The following is a 21,566-nucleotide window of genomic DNA, read 5'->3' on the forward strand; positions in this document are numbered from 1 at the left end:
GCAGAGAGGCAGCCTGGGCCTACCGCGAAGCGTTGGCGGAGACGCTACGGAAAGATCCAGATGCTTTTGGGCTCCGGGCGGCCCTCGTTGAAGCTGGCCAACGCCTGATCGAGGCCTGGGAGTGGCTGCAGGAGGGAGACGACTCGCCGCTGGGCTCAAGCCCGGGGACGGCTGCAGAGTGGGATGGCGCCTTCGCTGCGCGCTTCGTGGATGCGGTAGCCGGAGATGGGAGCACCGTTGCCACGGCTGCGGTCCGCCGAGCGACAGCCGGCCCAATCCTCGATCGTCTGATCGCCGGGCTTGGGGGTGAGGGGGCTGAGGAGGCATCCCCCAACGCAGGGATGCATTTTCCCGACGATCTATTCTGTGCGATCTACGAACTGTTCTTCGCTGATGCGGTGAGTGAGTTCATCAAGACCATCATCGCCGAAAAAATCAAACTTGCCGTGCCGGTCCTCCACGTAATTGACCCTGCGGGCCATGTCGCCTCCTGGGTCGCCGAGCGTATTCGCGCAGTGCTGCCTCTGCCATGCGAAGCCAAGGCGGATGCGGGTGAAGGCGCTCCTTCAATCGCGGACCTGGGGCGTGACCTCCTGGTGGAGACGGTGGATCGGGCCCTGGGGATCGCCCCAGGCGATGGGACGCTGTCATGACTACAGCAGCCTGCTTCACCTATCACTTCGGACGCCGCTTTCAGCTCCCGGAGAGTGGTATCACCCAGCTGAAGGACGAAAATTTCCGGGCAACCGATAAAACCATGCACCAGTTAGGGAGGCGTGCGGGTGAGGTAGCACCATGGGCCGATGACCTCCTTCACATCGCGCGGGCCGTGTTCCTGGCGGACAAGAGGTCCACACGCCGTGCGGCAGATGACGGATGGACTCGCACTATCTCCTTGACCGTCGAAGTTGTAGACCCCGAGCCCTGGCAATCCCGCACCGCCGACGTTAACCGGCTACTCGCCTTGCTCACCGGCGACCGATGGCACATCGATTTTGTTGCTGGCGGGGCTCGGTACGCGCCTTCAGATGCTCCCCTATTCCCATTGGAGGGCGCCGAGGTCGCCTTGTTCTCTGGCGGCCTGGACTCCACCGCATATGCTGCAGACCGGATGCGCACTGGCGGAGGAGCGCTCGTCCTGGTCTCATATCACGAGCCAGACGATATCGGCTACCAGAGGAAGCTGGTGGGGATGCTGAAAGGGTTGGGAGAGCGCCCGGTCTTTCCCAACGAGCTCCCGCTCCAAACCTTCGCTGAGAACGGAAAGGCTCTTGAACTCTCCGCACGTTCACGTGGACTACTCTTTCTTGCGACCGCTCTCTATGTCGCCTCCGGCCACAAGGTGACGACAGTGACTGTTCCTGAAAACGGTCAATTGGCGATCAATCCGCCGCTGACTCCAGCCCGGCCGGCAGCATGCTCTACTCGTTCAGTGCATCCCACCACGCTGGCGGAGCTCAACCGGTTGGTCGCCAACATCGGAGGCGACATCGAGATCTTAAACCCCTTCGCCGAGTTGACCAAAGGCGAGGTCTGTATCAAGGCACTTGAGGCAGGCCTATCGGAAAAGGCGCTGTGGACCACAGTGAGTTGTGGGCGTCCGCCGGTCAAGCGGGGGGCAGCGAGCTTCCATTGCGGACGTTGCTTCCCCTGTCTCGTGCGCCGCGCGGGACTGCTCAGTGCCACTGGCCGGGACGAAACCCAGTACGAATTTGGTCTCGTTGCTGACGAGGGGCCATGGCCGGAAGATCTCCACGCCCTTTGGTGGTGGCTGACCCATCGTTTCTCCGAACGAGAATTGCTGGGGGACCTGACACTCCCGGCCACCGCCGATCTGTCCGTGACGATGGACGTTATCACACGCGGGCGCGCCGAACTGGCCCAGATGGTTCGTCGCACCTTTGGCCTAGATGATCGCGCAGTCGTACATAAATGATCCCTGTGGGGACGGCAAGTCGTTCGTCTCTGCCCACGCTAACCTGCTGCTGGTGACACAAACGGATTGAACAGCGGCTGACGATCGACCGCGGCGGCGTGCACTTTTGCCTTCAGCCAGTCAGTGATGCTCCCGCCCCGCTCCAGGAGGAGAAGTAGTTCGTGAGTTTCGGCCAGCACGACGACCCTGCTCGCTAGCGCCTCCACGCATTGGTCGATTGCGGCTGGTGTATAGCCGGAGTTTGAGATGTAGAGTCCGCGGACGCCGGCTCGGTTGTGAACGCGCACCAGATGCTGGGCAGTTACCCCAGGGCCGAGGGGCTTGTTCCACCACTTCACTTCGACGAGGTAGGCTTGCCCCTCCAACTCGATGAGCCCGTCTATTTGCTCCAACACTTCGCCGTCTTTCCTTACGGTGAAGGCCTCACGAACAAGCAAACCGTCAAGCGTGAAAAGATCATTGAGCGCGCTTTCGAAGGCAATGCCTCGCTGATGGGCGTCTGACATCGACGACAGGCCGACAAGACGCTTTCGGAGCGCTTCACGCTGGGTACGCTGTTGTTGTAGCGCCTCGGCTGCCTCCCCGTTGCTGCCGTAGCCGCTCCTGCCGTTCCTTCTCTTGAGCCTGCTGCATCCGGGTGAAGGAGTCCTTCGCGTTTACGACGCGCCGTACATCCGCGACGAGGCCCTTGGCTTTGAGGGCATCCTCTGGCCAGCAAGTCGAGAACTCCTCGAACTCGCAGACTCGCCGGACCACCTCACGACGAGACCTGAGCCCGCGGTCGCCCTCCGTGTTGAGACGGTTAAGCACCGTGCGAACGATCGTGAATTTGTTGATCGAGTTTCGATCTGTTTCGACTTGGAGGTGCAGATCGGCTGTTATGGGCTCGGGCACGCCAGCGCTGCGGAAGAAGTCCAAGACGTCGAGCTTGGAGCGCACCAGGCGCGGGATGGCGTCGATGAGGAGGCTGAGCAGCTCGGCAGGGTAGTGGAATGGATCATCGGACACGTGTGACTCACCGAGTGAGGATGGGGGCTGGAGGACCAAGTGTGCCACTTTTGAGGCATAAGGGCGGCATTAGACCACAGTCTGGATCTGATCACCTTCCGGGCCGCCCCAGGCGGCGATGACGGAGGTTCGCGATCGGCGCCTCCACCGAAGCGCAAGTGTGCTGGAGCCTCATTAGTTGAGTATGCCTGGACTTGTTGGCTCTGGCTTGTCCGATGTGAAGCGCTTGGCGGATGGCTCAGATGATGGGGTGGCGGCCTGCTGCGATGTCGTCGGCGAACAGCTCGCCTGCCTGGGCCGCCAATGCGGCGGTGGCGGCGTCCAGCGCGCTTGCGGCGCCGGGGTAAGTGCTGGTGACGGGTTGGAGTGCCACGGGTACGCGCGGGTTCACCTCGGGCGCGGGGCGGCCTCGTGGCGTGTTGAGAGGTGTACGGGACCCCCCGGATGAGCTTCATCAGTAGTTCGAAGGCACCGGTGGCGACCAGGGCGGGCCAGGCAGCGACTGCGGCACCTACGGGTCCGTGGTCTAGTCCGTGGGCGATGTTGGCGCCCAGGGTGGCGATGAGCCCGTCCACGGTTAGTGGGAGGGCCTTGGCCGTGGTTCCGGTTTCGCCGTAGTGGCGGACGAGTTCGCAGGGTTCAATCCTGCCCCCGCTACGGGTCTTGGGGTGACGCCCCGAGCCCCCGCCCCCTCGGGGGCTTCGCCCCCTGCTCCCTGCCCCCTTTGGGGCTTCGGCTCTTGGTTGCTTCTGTGTTCTGGAGCTCGGCGGGTAGGGGGCGCTGTGAAGCTCGGTGGTTCGTCGTGGTGGTTCTCGGAATGGTGTTCAGTGGGTGAGAGGACTTGCAAAGTTTTCTTCTGTGGGCGTTCATCTGATTGTCATCTGGGTGCGCAGAAGTGTGGCCGCGTTTCTACGCTTTTTCCGTTATTGTGCGCTCCTCGGTTGTGGTGAAAGGGACTGCATGACGTCGACGACCGGTCGGTTCGCGACCGCCGAGGACGCTGTGGGCGGCGCCAGGCGCGAGCTTGGGCGGCTGTATCCGGTGGTCGCCGGTGTTGTCGCGCTGGGGATTTGCTTGTGGCGGATCGGCACGCCTACCTACTGGCGCGACGAGTCGGTGAGCGTGGTCGTCGGACGTTCTGGTGTCAGTGGGATTCGTGAGTTCACGGGACGCATCGATGCCGTCCACACGCTGTACTACCTGCTGATCCACCTGGTGACGGAGGTGGGTACCAGCGAGGTTTTTACGCGTGCGCCGTCCGCGGTCGCGGCGGCGCTGGCGGCTGCGGGGATAGCCGTGCTGGGCAGGCGTCTGTACTCGGCGCGGGCGGGGCTGTACGGCGGCCTGCTCTACGGCCTGCTGCCGATCACCAGCCGGTATGCGGAGGAGGTCCGCCAGTATGCGCTGGTCAGCGCCGGTGCGGTGCTGGCCTCGTACCTGTTGTTGCGCTCCCTCGACCAGCAGCGTCTCCGGGCCGGCTGGTACATCGCCTACGCGGCGTCGATGGGACTGCTGGGATGGCTTCACCTGTATGCGTTGTTCCTCCTCCCGGCCCATGCCGTCACCGCGCTGCTGTGGGACCGGCGGCGGCTCCACCATCTGGTCGCGTGGGGCCTCGCGGCTTTCGCGGCGGTGGCAGCGGTGTTGCCGCTCGTTCTCGTCGCGCGAGGTCAGGAAGGTGCGCAGGTGTCGTGGTTGCGCCGTCCCGGTCTTGCGGCGCCCTACGATTACGGGTTACTGGTCGCCGGGGGTGGCCGTATCGTCCTGCTGGCCCTTGCGGCGGCCGTCGTGGCGGGTGCGGTGCGGTTGGCCGGTCGCGACCACCGCAACGCCGCGGCGCTGGTCGTCCCGTGGTTGATCGTGCCATTCGTGGTGGCGTGGACGATCTCGCAGGCGCACCCGGTGTATCACCCTCGCTACGTTCTGTACTGCGTCTGCGCGCTTGCGCTTCTGGCCGGGGTAGGGCTGGAGGCCGTGACCGAGCGGCTGACGGGTGGCTTGTCGGTGGCCGTCCTCGCGCTGGCGTGCCTGGCGGTGGCGGTTCTCCCGGCCCAGCTCGAACTGCGGGAGCCGCGGAGCCGGCCGGACGACCTCCGTTCGCTCGCGGCCGTGTTGCGGCAACGGTCCCGGCCGGGCGATGCCGTCCTGTACGTCCCCGCGGACCAGCGGGTTTTCGCCACCGTCTACGCCGACGCCTTCGCCCGCCTGGACGCGGCGGCGCTGCACGACCACGGCAGGGACCTGCCGACCGATCGCTTCCGGACCGCGCTGGGCTCCCGCTCCCGGATCTGGGTCGTGGAGATCCCTCCGCCCGGCCACCGGTACCGAACCCCGTTGCCGCTGCGCAACCTCACGGCGCTCCGCAGGGACGGGCGGTTCACCTCCACCGGCTCCTGGGCATTCGGCGGCGTCCGGCTCGCCTTGTACAGCCGGCATGGGGGTTAGTTGGTCGGTTTGCGGGCTACGGCGCTTGCGCCTAGGCCGGCCAGGTCTTCGGCTGGGGCCACTTCCTGTGGCGCCAGGTCGGGCCTCCAGAGGTACGGGTCCACAAGGCCGGGGTCCAGGAGTTCGAAATCGCCGAACAGGGCGGTGATCTCGTCTTTGCCGCGCAGGGTGCCCAGGCCCATTGCGCCCTGGTAGGCATCGGCGACCTCGCGCAGGGCCGGGAGGACGTGGCTGATCGTCAGGAAGCTGCCGGGCGCCAGGCGGTCGCGAAGGCGTGCCAGCAGGTCGGCGGGGGCGGGGTCGGGCAGGAAGTGGAACAGGGCCAGCGCGCTGACGGCGACGGGCCGGCCGAAGTCCAGCGTCCGGGCCGCCTGCCGCATGATGCGGTCGATGTCGGTGACGTCGGAGTCGACGTAGTCGGTGCTGCCCTCCGGGCGGCTGGTCAGCAGCGCGCGGGCATGGACGAGGACGATCGGGTCGTTGTCGACGTACACCACCCGGGACTCCGGCGCGACACTCTGCGCGACCTCGTGCAGGTTGGGCGAGGTCGGCAGGCCGGTACCGAGGTCGAGGAACTGGCGGACCCCGTAGTCGCGCGCGAGCACGCCGACGGAGCGGGCCAGGAACCTGCGGTTGGCCAGGGCCAGCGGCCGCAGCTGCGGGCAGAAGCTGAGGATCTTCTGGCCGAACTCGCGGTCGGCACCGAAATGGTCCTTGCCGCCGAGGTAGAAGTCGTACACCCGGGCCGGATGCGGCACGTCCGTGCGCAGGTCCACGGGGGGTGAGGCGTCGGTCATGAGGGGTTCTTCCTGGGGACGGGGGAGCCATCGCGACCGTCCGATCCTCGCATGATCGACGGCCGCCGGGGAGGTGATCGTTCCGTGTCGCGGGGCCCTCCGGCCGGGCCGGGCGCGTGCTTAATGGTGGATTATTTGCGTCCGAATTGGGGTGATCGAGTGTTACGAACACGTTGTGGGCGGTCGGGTGGGCGCTGCCTAGACTGGGCGATACGAGCCGGGGGGACGTGCATTCTTGCTCATCCGATGGGAGTGGGATGTCCTCGGAGGGTGGCCCCGATCGGCGGAGCAGAGGCCGTCAGGAACTGACGGTACTGGGGTTCGCGGTCGCGTTGTTCTGTGCCTTTCTCGGGGTCTATGGCGGCCGGTTGCTGAGTCTGCCGTGGTGGGGGCAGGCGCTCTTCATCGCCGGTGCCGTGGGCGCCTTTTTCGGGGCCGTGGCCGTCATGACCACCGGGGGCTCCGGCGTCTGGGCGAAAGTGAAGATCGTCCTCGCTCAGGTGGTGGGAGTGGTCAAGTGGTCCTGGCCCGGGATCGTCGGCGCGGCGGTCGTGATCTCGGGTGTTGTCCTTGTACCGCCGTTGGTGACTGCGAATGGGGAGTGCGGGAAACCGGTCGACCTGCGGGTCGTCACCGACGCGGAGAATGTCGCCCCGTTGGCCGCTGCGGCTCAGCGGTACGTGACGGAGAAGTCGGAGCACGGATGCCGGCGGGTGACCGTCGACGTCGCGGGTGACGCGCCCACCGACGAGGTCAAGAACGGGTTCGCCCGTGGATGGACCAGCCCGGGGATCGACCTGAACGATGGTGACTGCACGTCCCTGCCTGCACGGGCGACGCTCCTCGGTTCGCAGCCGGACGTCTGGATACCCGCCGACCGGACGGTCGCGGAAGGGGTGCGGCAGTACAGCGAAGGTGGGGGCACGTGTTCGGCGAAGCAGAATCCTCTGCGGGCGAAGGCCGACCTGGACATCGGCGGGTCCGTCGGGACGTCCCCGGTGGTCGTCGGGGTCTTCGGTGATGCGGATCGCCAGGATCTGGCGGGCGATCAGGGGCGGCAGAGCCTGACGGCGCTGCTCCACGTGTTCAGTGCCGACCAAGTGCTGAATTCCGTGGCGCGGCCTTCTCCTGACACTTCGGATTCGGCGTTGCTGGCGACGCCGGTGTTGCATCAGGCGTTGCGGAGCGGGTGGGCCGGCGGCGACCGGGAGCCGGTGGAGAAGATACTCGATCAGAGCAGGATTTCCGCTGGTGACGCGGCTTCGATGCTGTGCGCTTTCCGGGACGATGACGCGGCCGGGAAGAATCCGCCCGGTGACGTCGCCGTCATTGTGCCCGAGGATCTGCTGGCGAGATACGACCATGGTGACGTGCTGGGGACGGGCTGCCGGAGCGGGCCGCCTTCCCAGAAATGGCGGCTCTTTCCGTATTACACGGCGGACCTTCCGGCGCTCGATCACCCCTTCGTGCACGTCCGCTGGCCCGGAGAGGACACCGCCCGGCGTGACGAGGCGGTGGCGGCCTTCCGGAAATGGCTCGACGGCGGAGAACTCGCGCGGGAGGGTCTGCGCACCGTTTCCGGGAAGCTCGCCGCCGGGAACGGTGTGGTGCGGAGCCTGCGGGACGGTCATGTGGTCCCCGACGCCATGCCGCCGCACCACCTGCGCGGGGACGCCGGCTGCGTCGGGTCGCTGCAGGAGGTGAAGGACTGCTATGCCGATGCGCGGCCGGCGTATCCGCTGAGCCTGCTGGTCGACGTCTCCGGCTCGATGGCCAATCCCGTGACCAAGGGCGGCCCGCGGCTCGGCCGCGCGCAGGACCTGGCACTGCGCATCGTGGGCGACGTCCGGCCGACCGCGCCGACATCGCTGTTCCTCTTCTCCGCCGTGACCAGGCCGGAGACCGGGCCGATCGCCTCGTCCGGCAACGAGGCGACGCGTCCCGACGTGCAGGCCGCGATCCAGCGGGCCGTCACCAACGGGCGGGATCTGGCACTGACCACCGCCATTGAGCAGGCGGCCGGCCGGTTGCACCGCGGCAAGCAGACGCTGGTGGTGCTGACCGACGGGCAGGCCGCCGCCACCAACCGCGACGGCGCCGCTCAGGCCCGCGGTCTGGCCGGACGGCTGCGGGCGGACAAGCCCGGACTGCGCCTGCTCATCGTGCCGACCGGGCCGGGGGACTGCGGGGCCGAGCCCGTCGCATCGATCGCCGCCACGTTCGGCCCGGGGTCCTGCATCGGAAGGCCCCAGGCCGCCGTCGAGGACCTCGTGAGCCTCGTGATGGCCGACGTCTTCTGGGGGTGACGGTGCACGTCCGCTTCTTCGCAAGGCACAAGCGCCTCTGCTCCTCGCTGGCGGCGCTGGTCCTGCTGGTGGCCGCTGGGCTCGGGGTGAGGTGGTCGATGGGCTACCGTCCCCGTTTCCACGGGTGCGGGAAGCACCGCGGCCTGACCATCGCGACGGACGTCGACGTCAGCCCGGACTTCCAGCGGCGCGCCCTGGTCGAGGGGTGGAACAGGACGCACCCGGAGCAGCCGGCCACGTTGATCGAGGTGTCGCGGTCGACGGACACGACGCGCAGCCAGATCGCCGCCGCCCTGGAGTCCGGAAGCTGCGCCTACGATGTGCTGCTCGTCGATGTCGCGTGGCTGCCCGAATACGCGCGGCGCGGTTTCCTGGAGAAGGTCCGGCGGTCATGGATCGACAACCCGGCCGACTTCGTTCCGCAGACCATGGCGACGGGACGGTGGGACGGGGATCAGTACGCGGTTCCGTGGTTCACCGATGCCGGACTGCTCTATGTGCGGAAGGGCGAGAAGGCACCGGAGTCGTGGGACGAGCTGCTCCGCCAGGGGTATGCGGCGCAGCTCGAGAACTACGAGGGGCTCACCGCCAACGCCCTTGAGGTCATCTGGAACACCCAGGGCGGGGCGGTTCTCAGCGGCGACGTGGGCCGGGTGGACGCGAAGACCGCGCAGGTCGTCCTGAACGGGCTCGACCGCCTCGCGGGCGCCGGACCGGCCCTGTCGGCATCGCGCGCCTATATGGAGGACGGTTCCCTCGAGGCGTTCGCGAGCGGCCACGCCCGGCTCATGCGGAACTGGCCGTTCGCGTTCAGGGCGCTCACCGCCGATCCGCGGGTCGGCAGCGGCTTCGATGTGGCGACCCTGCCGAAGCCCGGGCTCACCGTGCTCGGCGGATGGGACCTGGCGGTGTCCGCGCGCTCCGAGCACCCGGCGGAGGCGGGACGGCTCATCGATTTCCTCACAAGCAAGGACTCCCAGCATCAGCTGTTCGTCTGCGGCGGGTTCACTCCGACCCGGACATCGGTCTTCGACGACACGACGCCCTGCAAGGACCCGAAGTACACGCCGGAGGAGCTGCCCACGCCCGAGCGGTTCGCGCAATTCGCCACGACCCTCAAGGCCGCGCTGTACCAGGCCCGTCTCCGGCCGGTCACGCCGTATTACGCGCAGTTCAGCGAGACGTTCCGCGGGTGCGTCGAGCAGGTGCTCAACGCCCGTGCCGGGATGCGGGGCGCCAGGAAGCCGACTGCCGAAGCGTTCGCGAACGCGCTCACGGCCGCGTTGAAGGGCAAGCGCGGTAGCTGTGGCGGCTAGTGGGCGGTGTTGATTATTTCGGCTAGGCGGGTGGGGTGGGAGAGGAACGCGGAGTGGCTTGAGGGGAGGTCGTGGACGTGGGTGGCGCGGGTGCCGAGGGTTCGCTGGACGCCCACGGCGGTCGCGCGGTCTTCGGTGCAGATGACGTAGGTGGAGGGGATCGTCTTCCAGGCGACGGCGTTCGGGGATTGCTGCGCGAAGGGTGGGGCCATGGGGCGTAGGTGGCTTGCGGCCTCGCGGGGGTCGGGGCAGTCGTGGAAGAGGACGTGCTCGGCGCGGTCGGGCTTGAAGACGAGGAGGCCGTCCTCGAAGTCGCAGTCGACTTGGGGGTTGATGTTGGGTTCGGTGCCGGCCATGGCGGCGAAGGTCATGAGGGTCTCGTTCTCGTCGGCGTTGTAGGCGGCGACATAGACGAGGTGGCGCACGGCGGGGTGGCCCGCAGCCGCTTCGGTCGCGGGCATGCCGCCGTAGGAGTGGGCCACGAGGGTGACGTCGGTGTGGGCGTCCAGGACGTCGCGGATCGCACGGGCGTCGTCATGCATGTCGCCGTGGGGCGGGCCGCAGCTGGGCAGGTCGACGGCGACGGCCGGCGCGTTCAGGTGGGGCGTCACCTCCCGCCAGTACCAGGGGCTGTGCCAGGCTCCGTGCACCAGGACGAACGTCATGGCCGGTCCTCTCGTCGGCGGCAGAACCATCGTAGGACGATGTGTCGGGGGCGTCGCGGGACTTCGGGAAGGCGGACATAACCTGGAGTTATGCGGAACGTGGTGGCGGGTGTGCTCGATGTTTGCTGCGTGCTCGTGTTCGTGGGGATCGGGCGCAGCTCGCATGACGAGGCGGCCAGTGTGACGGGGTTCCTGAACACCGCATGGCCGTTCCTGGTGGGGGTTGCGGTCGGGTGGGCCCTGTTGCGGGTGTGGCGGCGCCGGGCCGACGCGGTTCCGGTGGGGGCCGGCGTCTGGCTGTCGACGGTCGCGGTGGGGATGGTCCTGCGGGTCGTCTCGGGGCAGGGGATCGCGTTCACGTTCGTGCTGGTCGCGCTGGTGTTCCTGGGACTGGTGCTGGTCGGCTGGCGGGGCGCGGTGCGGGGTCTGGAGGCCGTCCGGGGTGACAAACCCGAGCGTGTCTGAGTTGTTGGATCTCTCCAAATGACCGGGCGGTCTGTTTGCCGGTCGGGCCGATTGACGCCGGATGCGCGGTGCTGGTGAAGTTACCCGCGAGTCACGTGGGTGACCGAGCAAGCATGTCGAAGGGGACACGATGGCATCTGCGCTGCGGGACTGGCTGGACAAGCCGAACACCGGACGCGGCGTACACCTGGCGGCCGACGACGGCGGCTGGGAGTTCCGCGGCTACGGTGAGCTGGCCTCCGCCGCGCGCCGCACGGCCGGGGCGCTGATCGAGGAGGGCGTCCGGCCGGGCGATGTGGTCTGCCTGATCCTGCCCACGGACTTCACCTGCATCGAGACCTACTACGGGGTGTGGGCCGCCGGCGCCACGGTGTGCCTGATCACGCCCCCGCTCTTCCAGGACGGCGACGACTACGTCGCGCACGTGGCGGCGATCCTGGCGCAGGCCCGGCCGGCGCTGGTCGTCGCGTCCGAGGGGCTCTCGGACTACGCGGGACGCGCGATGGAGCAGGCGGGGCTCGGCGGGAGCCCCTGGCTGCCGCGGCAGGCCGAGGCGGAGGCCGAGGTGCAGCCCGCCGGGGAGCTGGCCCTGCTGCAGTTCACCTCCGGGTCCAGCGGCGCGCCGCGCGGGGTCATGGTGACCTGGGACAACCTGGAGGCCAACAGCGAGCTGATCGCGCGCACGGCCGGGTTCGAGGACACCGACGTCGTCGCGTCGTGGCTGCCGCTCTACCACGACATGGGCCTGATCGGGACGTTCATCACCCCGATCGCGCGGCAGGGGAGCCTGCGGCTGATGCGCCCCGACCACTTCATCCGCGACCCCGCACGGTGGATCCGCTGCTTCGCCGACGCCCAGCACACGGCGGCGCCGCCGTTCGCGTACGCGTACTGCGCGCGGCGGGTGAAGCCGGAGCAGCTGGAGGGCCTCGACCTGTCGGGCTGGAAGATGGCGCTGATCGGCGCGGAGCCCATCGACCCGCACTCGCTGGAGGTGTTCGCCGAGCTGCTGGAGCCGTTCGGGTTCTCGCGCACGGCGTTCCGCCCGGCGTACGGGATGGCCGAGACGACGCTGCTGGTCACCATGGACAAGGAGCTGCGCGACCCGCTGGCCGTCCGGCCGGACCCCGAGTCGCTGTCGTTCGGGGAGCCGGTGCGGATCCTGGAGCAGCACACGCTCGGTCCGCGGTCGCGCGGCGCGAAGGCCGGATGGGTCGTCGGGTGCGGCACCCCGGAGGAGGACGTCCCGGTCACCATCGTCGACGACGACGGCCGCGAGATGCCCGAGGGGGTGCTCGGCGAGATCGTCGTCGGCGGCGCGTCGGCGTGCCCCGGCTACTACGCGGGCGCCGAGGCCAAGTCGACGCGGTTCATCGACGGGAAGGTCTACACCGGCGACGCGGGCTTCTTCCACGAGGGGCAGCTGTTCGTGCTCGGCCGGATGGGCGACAGCATCAAGGTGCGCGGCCGGTCCGTCTACGTCGAGGACCTCGAGTCCAAGATCGCCGAGGTGAGCGGGCTCGGGAAGGGCCGCATCGTGGTCGTCGGCGTGCCGGGCGCCGGGCAGAAGGGCCTGGCGTTGTTCGCCGAGACGCTGGACGAGGCGTGGGTGCCGGAGGTGCGGGAGATGCTGCGCCGCCGCGTCGGCGAGGACGTCGAGGTGACGATCGTGGTCGGCACCGGGCTCATCCAGCGGACGTCCAGCGGCAAGCCGCGCCGCCGGTACATGTGGGAGCGGCTCAAGGACGGCCAGATGGACGGTGCCCGCACTGTGAAGTGAGCCGCTGAACGCGACGTCCAATTGCTAATGCCGGTGATAACGGACAACATGGCGTTGACGCTCTGAAGGGTCGACGATGCCGGTTGCCAAGTCGCTGTTCCGCGTAGTTCGAGGGGGGACGACCCCCCACGCCCCCCGGGTCGCTGCGCTCCTGAGTTTGGGCGCCCGCCTGGGCTCCACCGCCCAGAACGCCCTCGAAGTCGCCCGGTTCGGCGGGCTCGACACCGAGGAGGACGCCTCCCCGTTCGAGGTGGTGACCGAGCAGCGGGTGTACCGGCTGCGGCACTACTTCCCGGACGCGGCGGGCGGCCCGGTGGTGCTGCTCGTCCCGCCGCTGATGATCACCGCCGAGGTGTACGACATCTCCTCGCGGGTCAGCGCGGTCGGGGTGCTGCGCGACCTCGGCGCCGACCCGTGGGTGGTCGACTTCGGCGCGCCCGAGCGCGAGCCCGGCGGGCTGGAGCGGACCGTCACCGACCACGTCGTGGCGGTCTCCGACGCCGTGGACCGGATCCGCGCGGCCACCGGGCGGGACGTCCACCTGGCCGGGTACTCGCAGGGCGGCATGTTCGTCTACCAGGCGGCCGCGTACCGGCGCAGCGAGGGCGTCGCGTCGGTGGTGACGTTCGGCAGCCCGGCCGACACCAGCGTCGGGCTGCCGTTCGGGCTGCCGAGCTGGATCGCGACCGAGGGCGCCGAGCGGATCCCGGACTGGATGCTCGGCGGGTTCGCGGTGCCGGGCTGGGTGACGCGGCTGGGGTTCCAGCTGCTCAGCCCGGTGAAGTCGGTGCGGTCGCGGGCCGAGTTCATCATGCAGCTGCACGACCGGGAGCGGCTCGCGCCGCGCGAGCGGCAGCGCCGGTTCCTGGAGCGGGAGGGCTGGGTGTCGTGGCCGGGCCCGGCGCTGGCGGAGTTCATCCGGCAGTTCATCCAGCACAACCGGATGCTGACGGGCGGGTTCGTCATCGGGGACCGGCTGGTGACGCTGGCCGACATCACCTGCCCGGTGCTGACGTTCGTCGGCGAGGTCGACGAGATCGCGGCGCCGCCGATGGTGCGCGGTATCCGGCGGGCCGCGCCGCGCGCCCAGGTGTACGAGGCGTGCCTGCGGGCCGGGCACTTCGGGCTCGTCGTCGGGAGCCACGCGATCTCGCGGACGTGGCCGTCGGTGGCGGCCTGGGTGCGCTGGCGCGAGGGCGAGGGGGAGCTGCCGGAGATCGTCGCGCCGGTGACCGGGGACGAGGAGGTGCCGTCCGCGGCCCTGCCCGGCGGCCCCGCGGGCTACGGGCTGCAGCTGGCGATGGGCGTCGGGACGAGCGCGGCGCGCTCGGCGTTCCGGACGGCGGCGCGGGCCGTCCAGGGGACGCGGCAGCTGACCGGCGAGGCCGCGCAGAACCTGCCGCGGCTCGCCCGGCTGGAGCGGATCCACTCCAACACCCGCATGTCGATGGGGCTGCTGCTGGACGAGCAGGCCCGGCGCATGCCGGAGGAGGTGTTCTTCCTCTACCAGGGGCGCGCGCACACCCACGACGCGGCCAAGCGGCGCATCGACGCGATCGTGCGGGGGCTGCTCCACATCGGCGTCCGGCACGGCGAGGCGGTGGGCGTGCTGATGGGGACGCGCCCGTCGGCGCTGGCGCTGGTCGCGGCGCTGAGCCGGCTCGGCGCGGTCGCGGTGCTGCTGCGCCCGGACGGCGATCCGGCGGCGGAGGCGGCGCTCGGCGGGATCACCCGGGTGATCGCCGACCCCGAGCACGCCGCGCGCGCCGCCCGGCTGGACGGCGTGGAGGGGTTCGTGCTCGGCGGCGGGGGAGGCGGCGGCCGGCACGGCGGCCGGAACGGCGAGCGGGGCCCGCTGACCGACATGGAGCTGATCGACCCGGACGCCGTCGAACCGCCGAAGTGGTTCCGGCCGAACCCCGGCCGGGCCGGCGACCTCGCGTTCGTGCTCTTCAGCGGGGACGGCGAGCACCTGCGGGCGAACCGGATCACCAACCGGCGGTGGGCGCTGTCGGCGTTCGGCACGGCCTCGTCCGCCGCGCTGTCCCCGGCCGACACCGTCTACAGCATCACGCCGCTGCAGCATCCGTCGGCGCTGCTGATGAGCCTCGGCGGCGCGGTCGCGGGCGGCGCGCGGCTGGCGCTCGCCGGCGGCTACGACCCCGAGACGTTCTGGGACGAGGCGCGCCGCTACGGGGTGACCGTGGCGTCCTACACCTGGACGCTGCTGCGCGACCTGGTCGACGCGCCGCCGAACCCGGCCGAGCGGCACCACGCCGTCCGGCTGTTCATCGGGTCGGGGATGCCGCGCAACCTGTGGCGGCGGGTCGAGGACCGGTTCGCGCCCGCCCGGGTGCTGGAGTTCTACGCCTCGACCCAGGGCGAGGCGGTGCTGGTGAACCTGAGCGGCAAGAAGCCCGGGTCGCTCGGCCGGCCGCTGCCCGGCAGCGCCGAGGTGCGGCTGGCCCGCTACGACCTGGAGAGCGGCCGGCTGGTGCAGGGCCCGGACGGCCTCGGGATCGAGTGCGAGCCCGGGGAGATCGGCATGCTGCTCGCGCGGGTCCGCCCGTCGGCGCTCGCGGCAGCCGCGTCCCACGAGGGAGGACGGCCCCCCGGATCGGGCTCCCGGACGGTGCGCGGGGTGTTCCGGCCCGAGGACGCGTGGACGATCACCGGCGACCTGTTCCGGCGCGACGCCGACGGCGACTTCTGGCTGGTCGGCCGGGACGCCGAGCTGATCCGCACGGCGGAGGGGATCGTCCCGCCGGGGCCGATCCGCGACGCGCTCGGCGACCTGCCCTACATCGACACCGTCGCCGTCTACGGCGTCCCGGTGGGTGACCGCGAGCTCGCCGCGGCGGCCGTCAGCCTGCGCGGGGGCGCCTCGTCCGCGGAGGGCGCCGGGCTGAAGCCGGTGGACCTGTCGGAGGCGCTGCTGCGGGTGGATCCTGGGCTGCGGCCGTCGATCGTCCGGGTGGTGGACGAGGTGCCCGTCACGGGCGGGCGGCGGCTGCGGACGGCGCCGCTGCGCGAGGAGGGCATCCCCGCGGTGGACGACGGCCGGGTCTACTACCGGGACCGGTCGGGCGCGTACCGTCCGCTGACCGAGGCGGCGCGGCGGCGGCTGCTGCGCGCGCCCGCGGCCCGCGAGGCGCGCTGAGCGCCCGGACCCGCATCCCTCCCGTGCCGTCCCGGAGGCATAACTCACCCGGCGTAAGCCTGGACTTACGGACGTCCGCTGCGTTACAACAAAGCGACAGAAACTGCACTTTTGTTGCACGCCCGGCATCGGCCCGGGCGGCGCGTCCGGAGGGTTCATGACGAGCGTGCTCGCGCCGCCGCCGGAGGGCAGCGGTCTCAAGGCGGTCCCCGGCGTCCCCGGAATCCCGTACGTCGGCAACACCCTCAGCGTCATGCGCGACCCGATCGGGATGGCCCGGCGGCGCTACGAGGAGTACGGCCCGATCGCGTGGGGCTGGCTGCTCGGCATGCGGACCTGCACCGTCCAGGGCCCGGAGGCCGCCGAGGCGGTGCTGGTCAACCGGGACAAGGCGTTCGCCAACGGGCCCGCGTGGAGCTACTTCATCGGGCCGTTCTTCCACCGCGGCATCATGCTCCTGGACTTCGAGGAGCACCTGCACCACCGCCGCATCATGCAGCAGGCGTTCACCCGGCCCCGGCTGCAGGCGTACATGGAGGCGATGGCGCCCGGCATCGTCCGGGGCGTCGAGGCGTGGGACGCCCGGTCCGGCTTCAAGGTCTACGACCACGTCAAGCAGCTCACGCTCGACCTCGCCACGGACGTCTTCATGGGCGTCGAGCTGGACCGCGCCGAGGCCGACCGGGTCAACGGCGCGTTCATCGACGCCGTCCGCGCGGGCACCGCCTACGTCCGGTTCAACGTCCGCGGCCTGCGCTGGAACAAGGGCCTGCGGGCCCGCAAGGAGCTGGAGGCGTTCTTCTACCAGCACCTGCCCGCCAAGCGGCGCGACGGCGGCGACGACCTGTTCGCGGCGCTGTGCGAGGCGGAGACCGACGACGGGCAGCGCTTCACCGACGAGGACGTCGTCAACCACATGATCTTCGCGCTGATGGCGGCGCACGACACCACCACCATCACGCTCACCACGATGGCCTACTACCTGGCCAAGTTCCCCGAATGGCAGGAGCGGCTGCGGGACGAGTCGCAGGCGCTGGCCGAGCGGCTCGGTCGGCCGTCGCTGGAGTACGCGGACCTCGACGCGCTGACCGGCATCGACATGGTGATGAAGGAGTCGCTGCGGATGGTCCCGCCCGTCCCCGCGCTGCCGCGCCGGGTCGTCAAGGACACCTCGATCCTCGGCTACCACATCCCCGCCGGCACGACCGTCGTCGTCCCGATGCTCAGCAACCACCACATGGCCCAGTGGTAGAAGGACCCCGACACCTTCGACCCCGAGCGGTTCTCGCCGGAGCGCCGCGAGGACAAGGTGCACAAGTACGCGTGGTCGCCGTTCGGCGGCGGCGCGCACAAGTGCATCGGGATGTACTTCGCGGGGATGCAGGTGAAGACGATCCTGCACCAGGTGCTCCAGCGGTACCGGTGGAGCGTGCCCGCGCGGTACGAATGGCCGCTGGACACCACGTCGCTGCCGTCCCCGAAGGACGGCCTGCCCGTCCGCCTCGACCGGCTCTAGGAGGCCGCCATGAGCAAGGTCATCGCGATCACCGGTGCGGCGCGCGGGATCGGCCTCGCGACCGCCCGCGCGCTGAAGGCGCGGGGCGCCTCGGTGGTCATCGGCGACATCGACGAGGCCGCCGTGAAGGAGGCGGGCGAGTCGCTGGGCGTCGCCGCGTTCCCGCTGGACGTGACGGCCCGCGAGTCGTTCGAGGCGTTCCTGGCGAACGCCGAGGACGCGGCCGGGCCGCTGGACGTCCTGGTGAACAACGCCGGGATCATGCCGATCGGCCCCGTCACCGGCGAGAGCGACGCCGACGCCCGCCGCTGCCTGGACATCAACGTGCACGGCGTCATGCTCGGGACCAAGCTGGCGCTGGCCCGGATGCTGCCGCGCGGGCGCGGCCACGTGATCAACGTGGCGTCCGTCGCCGGGGTGCTGCCGACGCCGGGCCTCGCGCTCTACAACGCCAGCAAGTCCGCCGTCGTCGCGTTCACCGAGGCGGCGCGGCTGGAGGTGCAGGGACGCGGCGTCCACGTGTCCGCGGTGCTGCCGACGTTCACCAACACCGACCTGATCGCGGGGACGCGCAGCCCGAAGGGGATGCGCAACTGCGAGCCGGAGGAGATCGCCGCCGCCGTCGCGGAACTGATCGCCCGGCCGCGCCCGCAGGTCGTGGTGCCGAAGGCGCTGGGCCGGCAGATCCGGTTCGGCGCCCTGCTGCCGGACCGGCTCAAGCAGGCCGTCTCCCGCCGCTACGGCCTCGACACGCTCTTCCTCGACTACGACCCCGAAGCGCGCAAGGCCTATGACGCCAGAATCCGCTCCGCCCCGTGATTTTCAACGCGGGGGGTGGGTGGCTCGGGCGCGGCGGAAGGCCCGGCGGGCCTGCGGGAGGTAGCGGACGGTCTCGGGGAGCAGCGGCCACAGGCGGTTCCCGCTCCGGACGATCGCCGCGAACCGGCGGTACCGGCGCTCGTCGGCCTCGGTCCACGGCAGGTCCAGCAGCTCGCGCATCCGGGGATGGAGGCCGCCGACCGTGATGAACCGGGCGACCGCGTTCAGCGGCGGCGACACCGCCCGCCACACCGGCGCCGGGACCTTCGGCGGCGCGGGCAGGCCCTTGGTGACGTAGCCGACGCCGTACCGGGCGGTCTTGTGCGCGACGATCTCCTCGTCCAGCATCCGCTTCCAGTACGCCTGGAACGCCTCCCAGTCGTCCGGCATGGCCCGGTCGCTGACCCCGTACATGCGGAACCAGGTCTTCGACTCGTCGTAGATGCGGCGCTTCTCCGCCTCGCCGAGGGGCCGGACGAACGTCTCGATGCAGTAGAGCATCGCGTCGAGGAAGGTCGCGTGCGCCCAGTAGTAGGTCTCGGGGTCGAGCGCGTGGTAGCGGGAGCCGTCCGGCATCGTCCCCTTGATGTCGACGTGGAAGTCGCGGACCTGGCGGCCCGTCGCGGCGGAGCGGTCGCCGCCGTAGACGGTGTCCAGGATCGGTCCGGCGGAGCGCTTCAGCCGCGCGAACGTCTCGGAGAAGAACACCGAGTGGTCCAGGACGCCCTGGCCGAGTGCCGGGAGCATGTTCTGCAGCACGGCGGCGCGCGGGCCGACCAGCAGCATCCGGGTGTCGCCGAAGTACCGCCAGGTCAGCGAGCCGGGACCGAGGGGAGTGGGCGCTGGGTCGGACATGGGCACCGCCGGGGGGAGACGCGGATGGAACAGAACAACGATAATTGTAGCTATGTTGCACCCGCGGGCGCGGAGGGGCCCTTCGGGGCGGTTAGGGTGCCTGCATGACCACGGACGCGACCTCCCTGACCGGCGCCCGGCCGTCCGACGACCGCCGGGCGGACGGGCTGCTCGCCCGCCTCTCCGACCCCGCCGCCGACGGCGACGGCCTCGACGCCCGGATCCTGGACGCCGCGCTCGGCGAGTTCGAGACCTACGGGCTGCGCCGGGTCAGCGTGGAGGACGTGGCCAAGCGGGCCGGCGTCGCGCGCACCACCATCTACCGGCGGTTCACCAACAAGGAGCAGCTCCTCCAGGCGGTGATCCTGCGCGAGTGCCGCCGCTTCCTGACCGGGATCGCCCGGGCGACCGAGGGCCTGGCCTCGCCCGAGGACGCGGTGGTCGAGGGGTTCGTGGCCGGACTGCAGAGCGCCCGCACGCACCCGCTGATGACCCGCGTCCTGCAGAGCGAACCGGAGGCGTTCCTGCCGCAGCTCAGCATGAACGGCGGCGCGGTGATGCTCGCCGCCCGCGACATCCTCGCCGACCGCCTGCGCCGCGCCCGCCCCGACCGCGCCGACGAGCACAACGCCGTCGCCGAGGTGCTGCTGCGGGTCGCGGTGTCGCTGCTGCTCGTCCCCGGCGGCGGCCTCGCCCTGGACGACGAGGACGCCATCCGCACCTTCGCCCGCGACTACCTCACCCGAATGTTGCGTTCCTAAGGCAGCGCCCTTGGCGTCAGGCGCCAGGGCGCCTTCCTTCGGCGGGCACTGCGTGCGATCGCTGCATCGCTTCGACTCGGCCCTGGGGGCCTCGCTGCGCGATCAAGTTCTCGCAAGCTCGAACTTGGCTTCGCTCGCGATCGCGACGGTTCGGGTTGTTGCGTGGCTGGGGAAGAACGTGCTTCTCGCAAGGTGGTTCCTTCGCTTGGGGGCGTCCCGTACTCTCTGGTTTGTCGAATTTCGTTCTAGAATCGGAGGCGCGGCATGGAGGCGGTCGTTCGGACGGCGTACGGCGATGTTCGCGGCACGACCAGGGACGGCGTCACCGCGTTCCTCGGCATCCCCTACGCGGCGCCCCCGTTCGGCGCGCACCGGTTCAAGGCGCCGCAGCCGCCCGAGCCCTGGGACGGCGTTCGCGATGCCGTCGAGTTCGGGCCGACGGCCCCCAAGCCCGGCTATCCGCGTCCCTACGACCGGCTGCTGCCCGACCCGGTCGTCCCGGGAGACGACTGCCTCAACCTGAACGTCTGGACGCCCGAGCCCGGCGGGTCGGGGCTGCCGGTCATGGTGTGGATCCACGGCGGCGCGTTCCGCAACGGGTCCGGTGCCGTCGACGTGTACAACGGCCGCAACTTCGCCCGTGACGGGGTCGCCTGCGTCAGCATCAACTACCGGCTCGGCGTCGAAGGCTTCGCGCACCTTCCGGGCGCCCCGGCCAACCGCGGGCTGCTCGACCAGATCTTCGCGCTGGAGTGGGTCCGCGACAACATCGCCGGCTTCGGCGGCGACCCCGCCCGCGTCACGGTGTTCGGCGAGTCGGCCGGCGCGATGAGCGTCAGCACCCTGCTCTCCCTCGACCTCGGCCTGTTCCACCGGGCGATCGCGCAGAGCGGCGCCGGCTCCATCGCGCAGGACCCGGCCGACGCGCTGCTCGTCACCAAGGAGATGGCCGCGCGGCTCGGCGTGGAACCGACCGCCGAGGGGTTCGCCGCGCTCGCCCCGGCCGCGGTCCTGCCGATCCAGTCCGCCATCGCCGCCGAGGTCACCGCGCTGCCCGACCCGGGCCGGTGGGGCGCCACGACCGCCGCGGGCGGCATGTCGCTCACCCCCGTCCTGGACGGCGAGCTGCTCGCCCGGCGGCCCGAGGACGCGGTCGGCGACGGCGCCGGACGCGACGTCGACCTGCTCACCGGCTACACCTCCGAGGAGTTCCGGCTGTTCCTGATGCCGACCGGCATCGCCGCCGCCCTGACCGACGACCTGGTGTTCGCCGCGACCGCCGGGATGGGCGTGCCGCCGGCGGTGTCGGCCGCCTACCGCGAGCGGCACCCCGGCGCCGCGCCCGGCGAGCTGATGGCGACGATCATCACCGACAGCCTGTTCCGGGTCCCGGCGAACCGGCTCGCCGAGCGGCACGCCGCGTCCGGCGGCGCCGGCGGGACGTGGATGTACGAGTTCGGCTGGAAGTCCCCGAACCACGACCTCGGCGCCTGCCACGCGCTGGAGCTCGGGTTCGTCTTCGACAACCTCACCGCCGAGCCCGAGGGCCTCGCGGGCCCGAACCCGCCGCAGGAGCTGGCCGACCGGATGCACCGCGCCTGGGTGTCGTTCGCGGTGGACGGCGACCCCGGCTGGGACCGGTTCGACCCGTCCGCCCGCGCGGTGAAGCTGTTCGACCACCCCTCGGACGGGATCGTCCACGACCCGCGCGGCGACGACCGGAAGCTCTGGCCCTGA

Annotated in this window: 17 protein-coding genes and 1 pseudogene; 13 read left to right on the plus strand and 5 right to left on the minus strand. The window is 70.3% G+C overall.

The window, feature by feature from the left end:
- Positions 1-32 precede the first annotated feature (32 nt).
- Positions 33-653 carry a hypothetical protein gene (locus QP089_RS33045; protein WP_285916985.1) on the plus strand — a complete coding sequence of 207 codons (621 nt, stop codon included), beginning with the start codon at positions 33-35 and terminating at the stop codon, positions 651-653.
- Positions 650-1,936: a 7-cyano-7-deazaguanine synthase gene (locus QP089_RS33050; protein WP_285916986.1), complete on the plus strand. Its 1,287-nt coding sequence runs from the start codon at positions 650-652 to the stop codon at positions 1,934-1,936. The genes QP089_RS33045 and QP089_RS33050 overlap by 4 nt, the downstream gene beginning before the upstream one ends.
- A 38-nt stretch (positions 1,937-1,974) precedes the next feature.
- Here the strand turns inward: QP089_RS33050 and QP089_RS33055 are convergent, their stop codons facing one another.
- Positions 1,975-2,442: a restriction endonuclease gene (locus tag QP089_RS33055; RefSeq protein ID WP_285916987.1), complete on the minus strand. Its 468-nt coding sequence runs from the start codon at positions 2,440-2,442 to the stop codon at positions 1,975-1,977.
- Between the two features lie 112 nt (positions 2,443-2,554).
- Here QP089_RS33055 and QP089_RS33060 point away from each other — a divergent pair, with 112 nt between their 5' ends.
- Positions 2,555-2,950, plus strand: a complete 396-nt coding sequence (locus QP089_RS33060) for a hypothetical protein (protein WP_285916988.1) — start codon at positions 2,555-2,557, stop codon at positions 2,948-2,950.
- A 232-nt stretch (positions 2,951-3,182) separates the two neighbouring features.
- Here QP089_RS33060 and QP089_RS33065 read toward each other — a convergent pair whose 3' ends face one another.
- Complete coding sequence (locus QP089_RS33065; protein WP_285916990.1) at positions 3,183-3,317, minus strand: hypothetical protein; 135 nt, start codon at positions 3,315-3,317, stop codon at positions 3,183-3,185.
- Positions 3,318-3,904: 587 nt separating this feature from the next.
- Here QP089_RS33065 and QP089_RS33070 point away from each other — a divergent pair.
- Positions 3,905-5,389: a glycosyltransferase family 39 protein gene (locus QP089_RS33070; RefSeq protein WP_285916992.1), complete on the plus strand. Its 1,485-nt coding sequence runs from the start codon at positions 3,905-3,907 to the stop codon at positions 5,387-5,389.
- Here QP089_RS33070 and QP089_RS33075 read toward each other — a convergent pair.
- Positions 5,386-6,186 (minus strand): SAM-dependent methyltransferase, encoded by an 801-nt coding sequence (locus QP089_RS33075; protein WP_285916994.1) that lies wholly within the window; start codon positions 6,184-6,186, stop codon positions 5,386-5,388. The genes QP089_RS33070 and QP089_RS33075 overlap by 4 nt on opposite strands.
- Before the next feature lie 257 nt (positions 6,187-6,443).
- Here QP089_RS33075 and QP089_RS33080 point away from each other — a divergent pair, with 257 nt between their 5' ends.
- Both QP089_RS33080 and QP089_RS33085 read left to right on the plus strand, forming a co-directional pair.
- A complete protein-coding gene (locus QP089_RS33080) occupies positions 6,444-8,492 on the plus strand; it encodes a VWA domain-containing protein (protein WP_285916996.1) in 2,049 nt (682 codons plus the stop codon).
- Complete coding sequence (locus tag QP089_RS33085; protein ID WP_285916998.1) at positions 8,489-9,808, plus strand: extracellular solute-binding protein; 1,320 nt, start codon at positions 8,489-8,491, stop codon at positions 9,806-9,808. The genes QP089_RS33080 and QP089_RS33085 overlap by 4 nt, the downstream gene beginning before the upstream one ends.
- Here QP089_RS33085 and QP089_RS33090 read toward each other — a convergent pair.
- Positions 9,805-10,473 carry an alpha/beta fold hydrolase gene (locus QP089_RS33090; RefSeq protein WP_285917001.1) on the minus strand — a complete coding sequence of 223 codons (669 nt, stop codon included), beginning with the start codon at positions 10,471-10,473 and terminating at the stop codon, positions 9,805-9,807. The genes QP089_RS33085 and QP089_RS33090 overlap by 4 nt on opposite strands.
- Positions 10,474-10,563: 90 nt before the next feature.
- Here QP089_RS33090 and QP089_RS33095 point away from each other — a divergent pair, with 90 nt between their 5' ends.
- From QP089_RS33095 to QP089_RS33115, 5 genes and pseudogenes are all read left to right on the plus strand, one after another.
- Positions 10,564-10,938 carry a DUF3054 domain-containing protein gene (locus tag QP089_RS33095; protein ID WP_285917002.1) on the plus strand — a complete coding sequence of 125 codons (375 nt, stop codon included), beginning with the start codon at positions 10,564-10,566 and terminating at the stop codon, positions 10,936-10,938.
- Positions 10,939-11,068: 130 nt separating this feature from the next.
- Complete coding sequence (locus QP089_RS33100) at positions 11,069-12,718, plus strand: AMP-binding protein (RefSeq protein ID WP_285917004.1); 1,650 nt, start codon at positions 11,069-11,071, stop codon at positions 12,716-12,718.
- A 157-nt stretch (positions 12,719-12,875) separates the two neighbouring features.
- A complete protein-coding gene (locus tag QP089_RS33105) occupies positions 12,876-15,878 on the plus strand; it encodes an AMP-binding protein (protein ID WP_285917006.1) in 3,003 nt (1,000 codons plus the stop codon).
- 157 nt (positions 15,879-16,035) lie between these two features.
- Positions 16,036-17,394 (plus strand): annotated as a pseudogene (locus QP089_RS33110) (cytochrome P450).
- 9 nt (positions 17,395-17,403) lie between these two features.
- Positions 17,404-18,213, plus strand: coding sequence for an SDR family oxidoreductase (locus QP089_RS33115; protein ID WP_285917008.1), 810 nt, complete (start codon positions 17,404-17,406; stop codon positions 18,211-18,213).
- A gap of 3 nt (positions 18,214-18,216) precedes the next feature.
- Here QP089_RS33115 and QP089_RS33120 read toward each other — a convergent pair whose 3' ends face one another.
- On the minus strand, positions 18,217-19,068 hold the full coding sequence (locus QP089_RS33120; RefSeq protein WP_285917011.1) for an oxygenase MpaB family protein: 852 nt from the start codon (positions 19,066-19,068) through the stop codon (positions 18,217-18,219).
- A 104-nt stretch (positions 19,069-19,172) separates the two neighbouring features.
- Between QP089_RS33120 and QP089_RS33125 the strand changes: the two genes are divergently transcribed.
- Both QP089_RS33125 and QP089_RS33130 read left to right on the plus strand, forming a co-directional pair.
- Complete coding sequence (locus QP089_RS33125) at positions 19,173-19,829, plus strand: TetR/AcrR family transcriptional regulator (protein ID WP_285917012.1); 657 nt, start codon at positions 19,173-19,175, stop codon at positions 19,827-19,829.
- A gap of 264 nt (positions 19,830-20,093) precedes the next feature.
- A complete protein-coding gene (locus tag QP089_RS33130; protein ID WP_285917014.1) occupies positions 20,094-21,566 on the plus strand; it encodes a carboxylesterase/lipase family protein in 1,473 nt (490 codons plus the stop codon).

This window comes from Actinomadura opuntiae (assembly GCF_030283205.1).
Classification (GTDB): domain Bacteria; phylum Actinomycetota; class Actinomycetes; order Streptosporangiales; family Streptosporangiaceae; genus Spirillospora.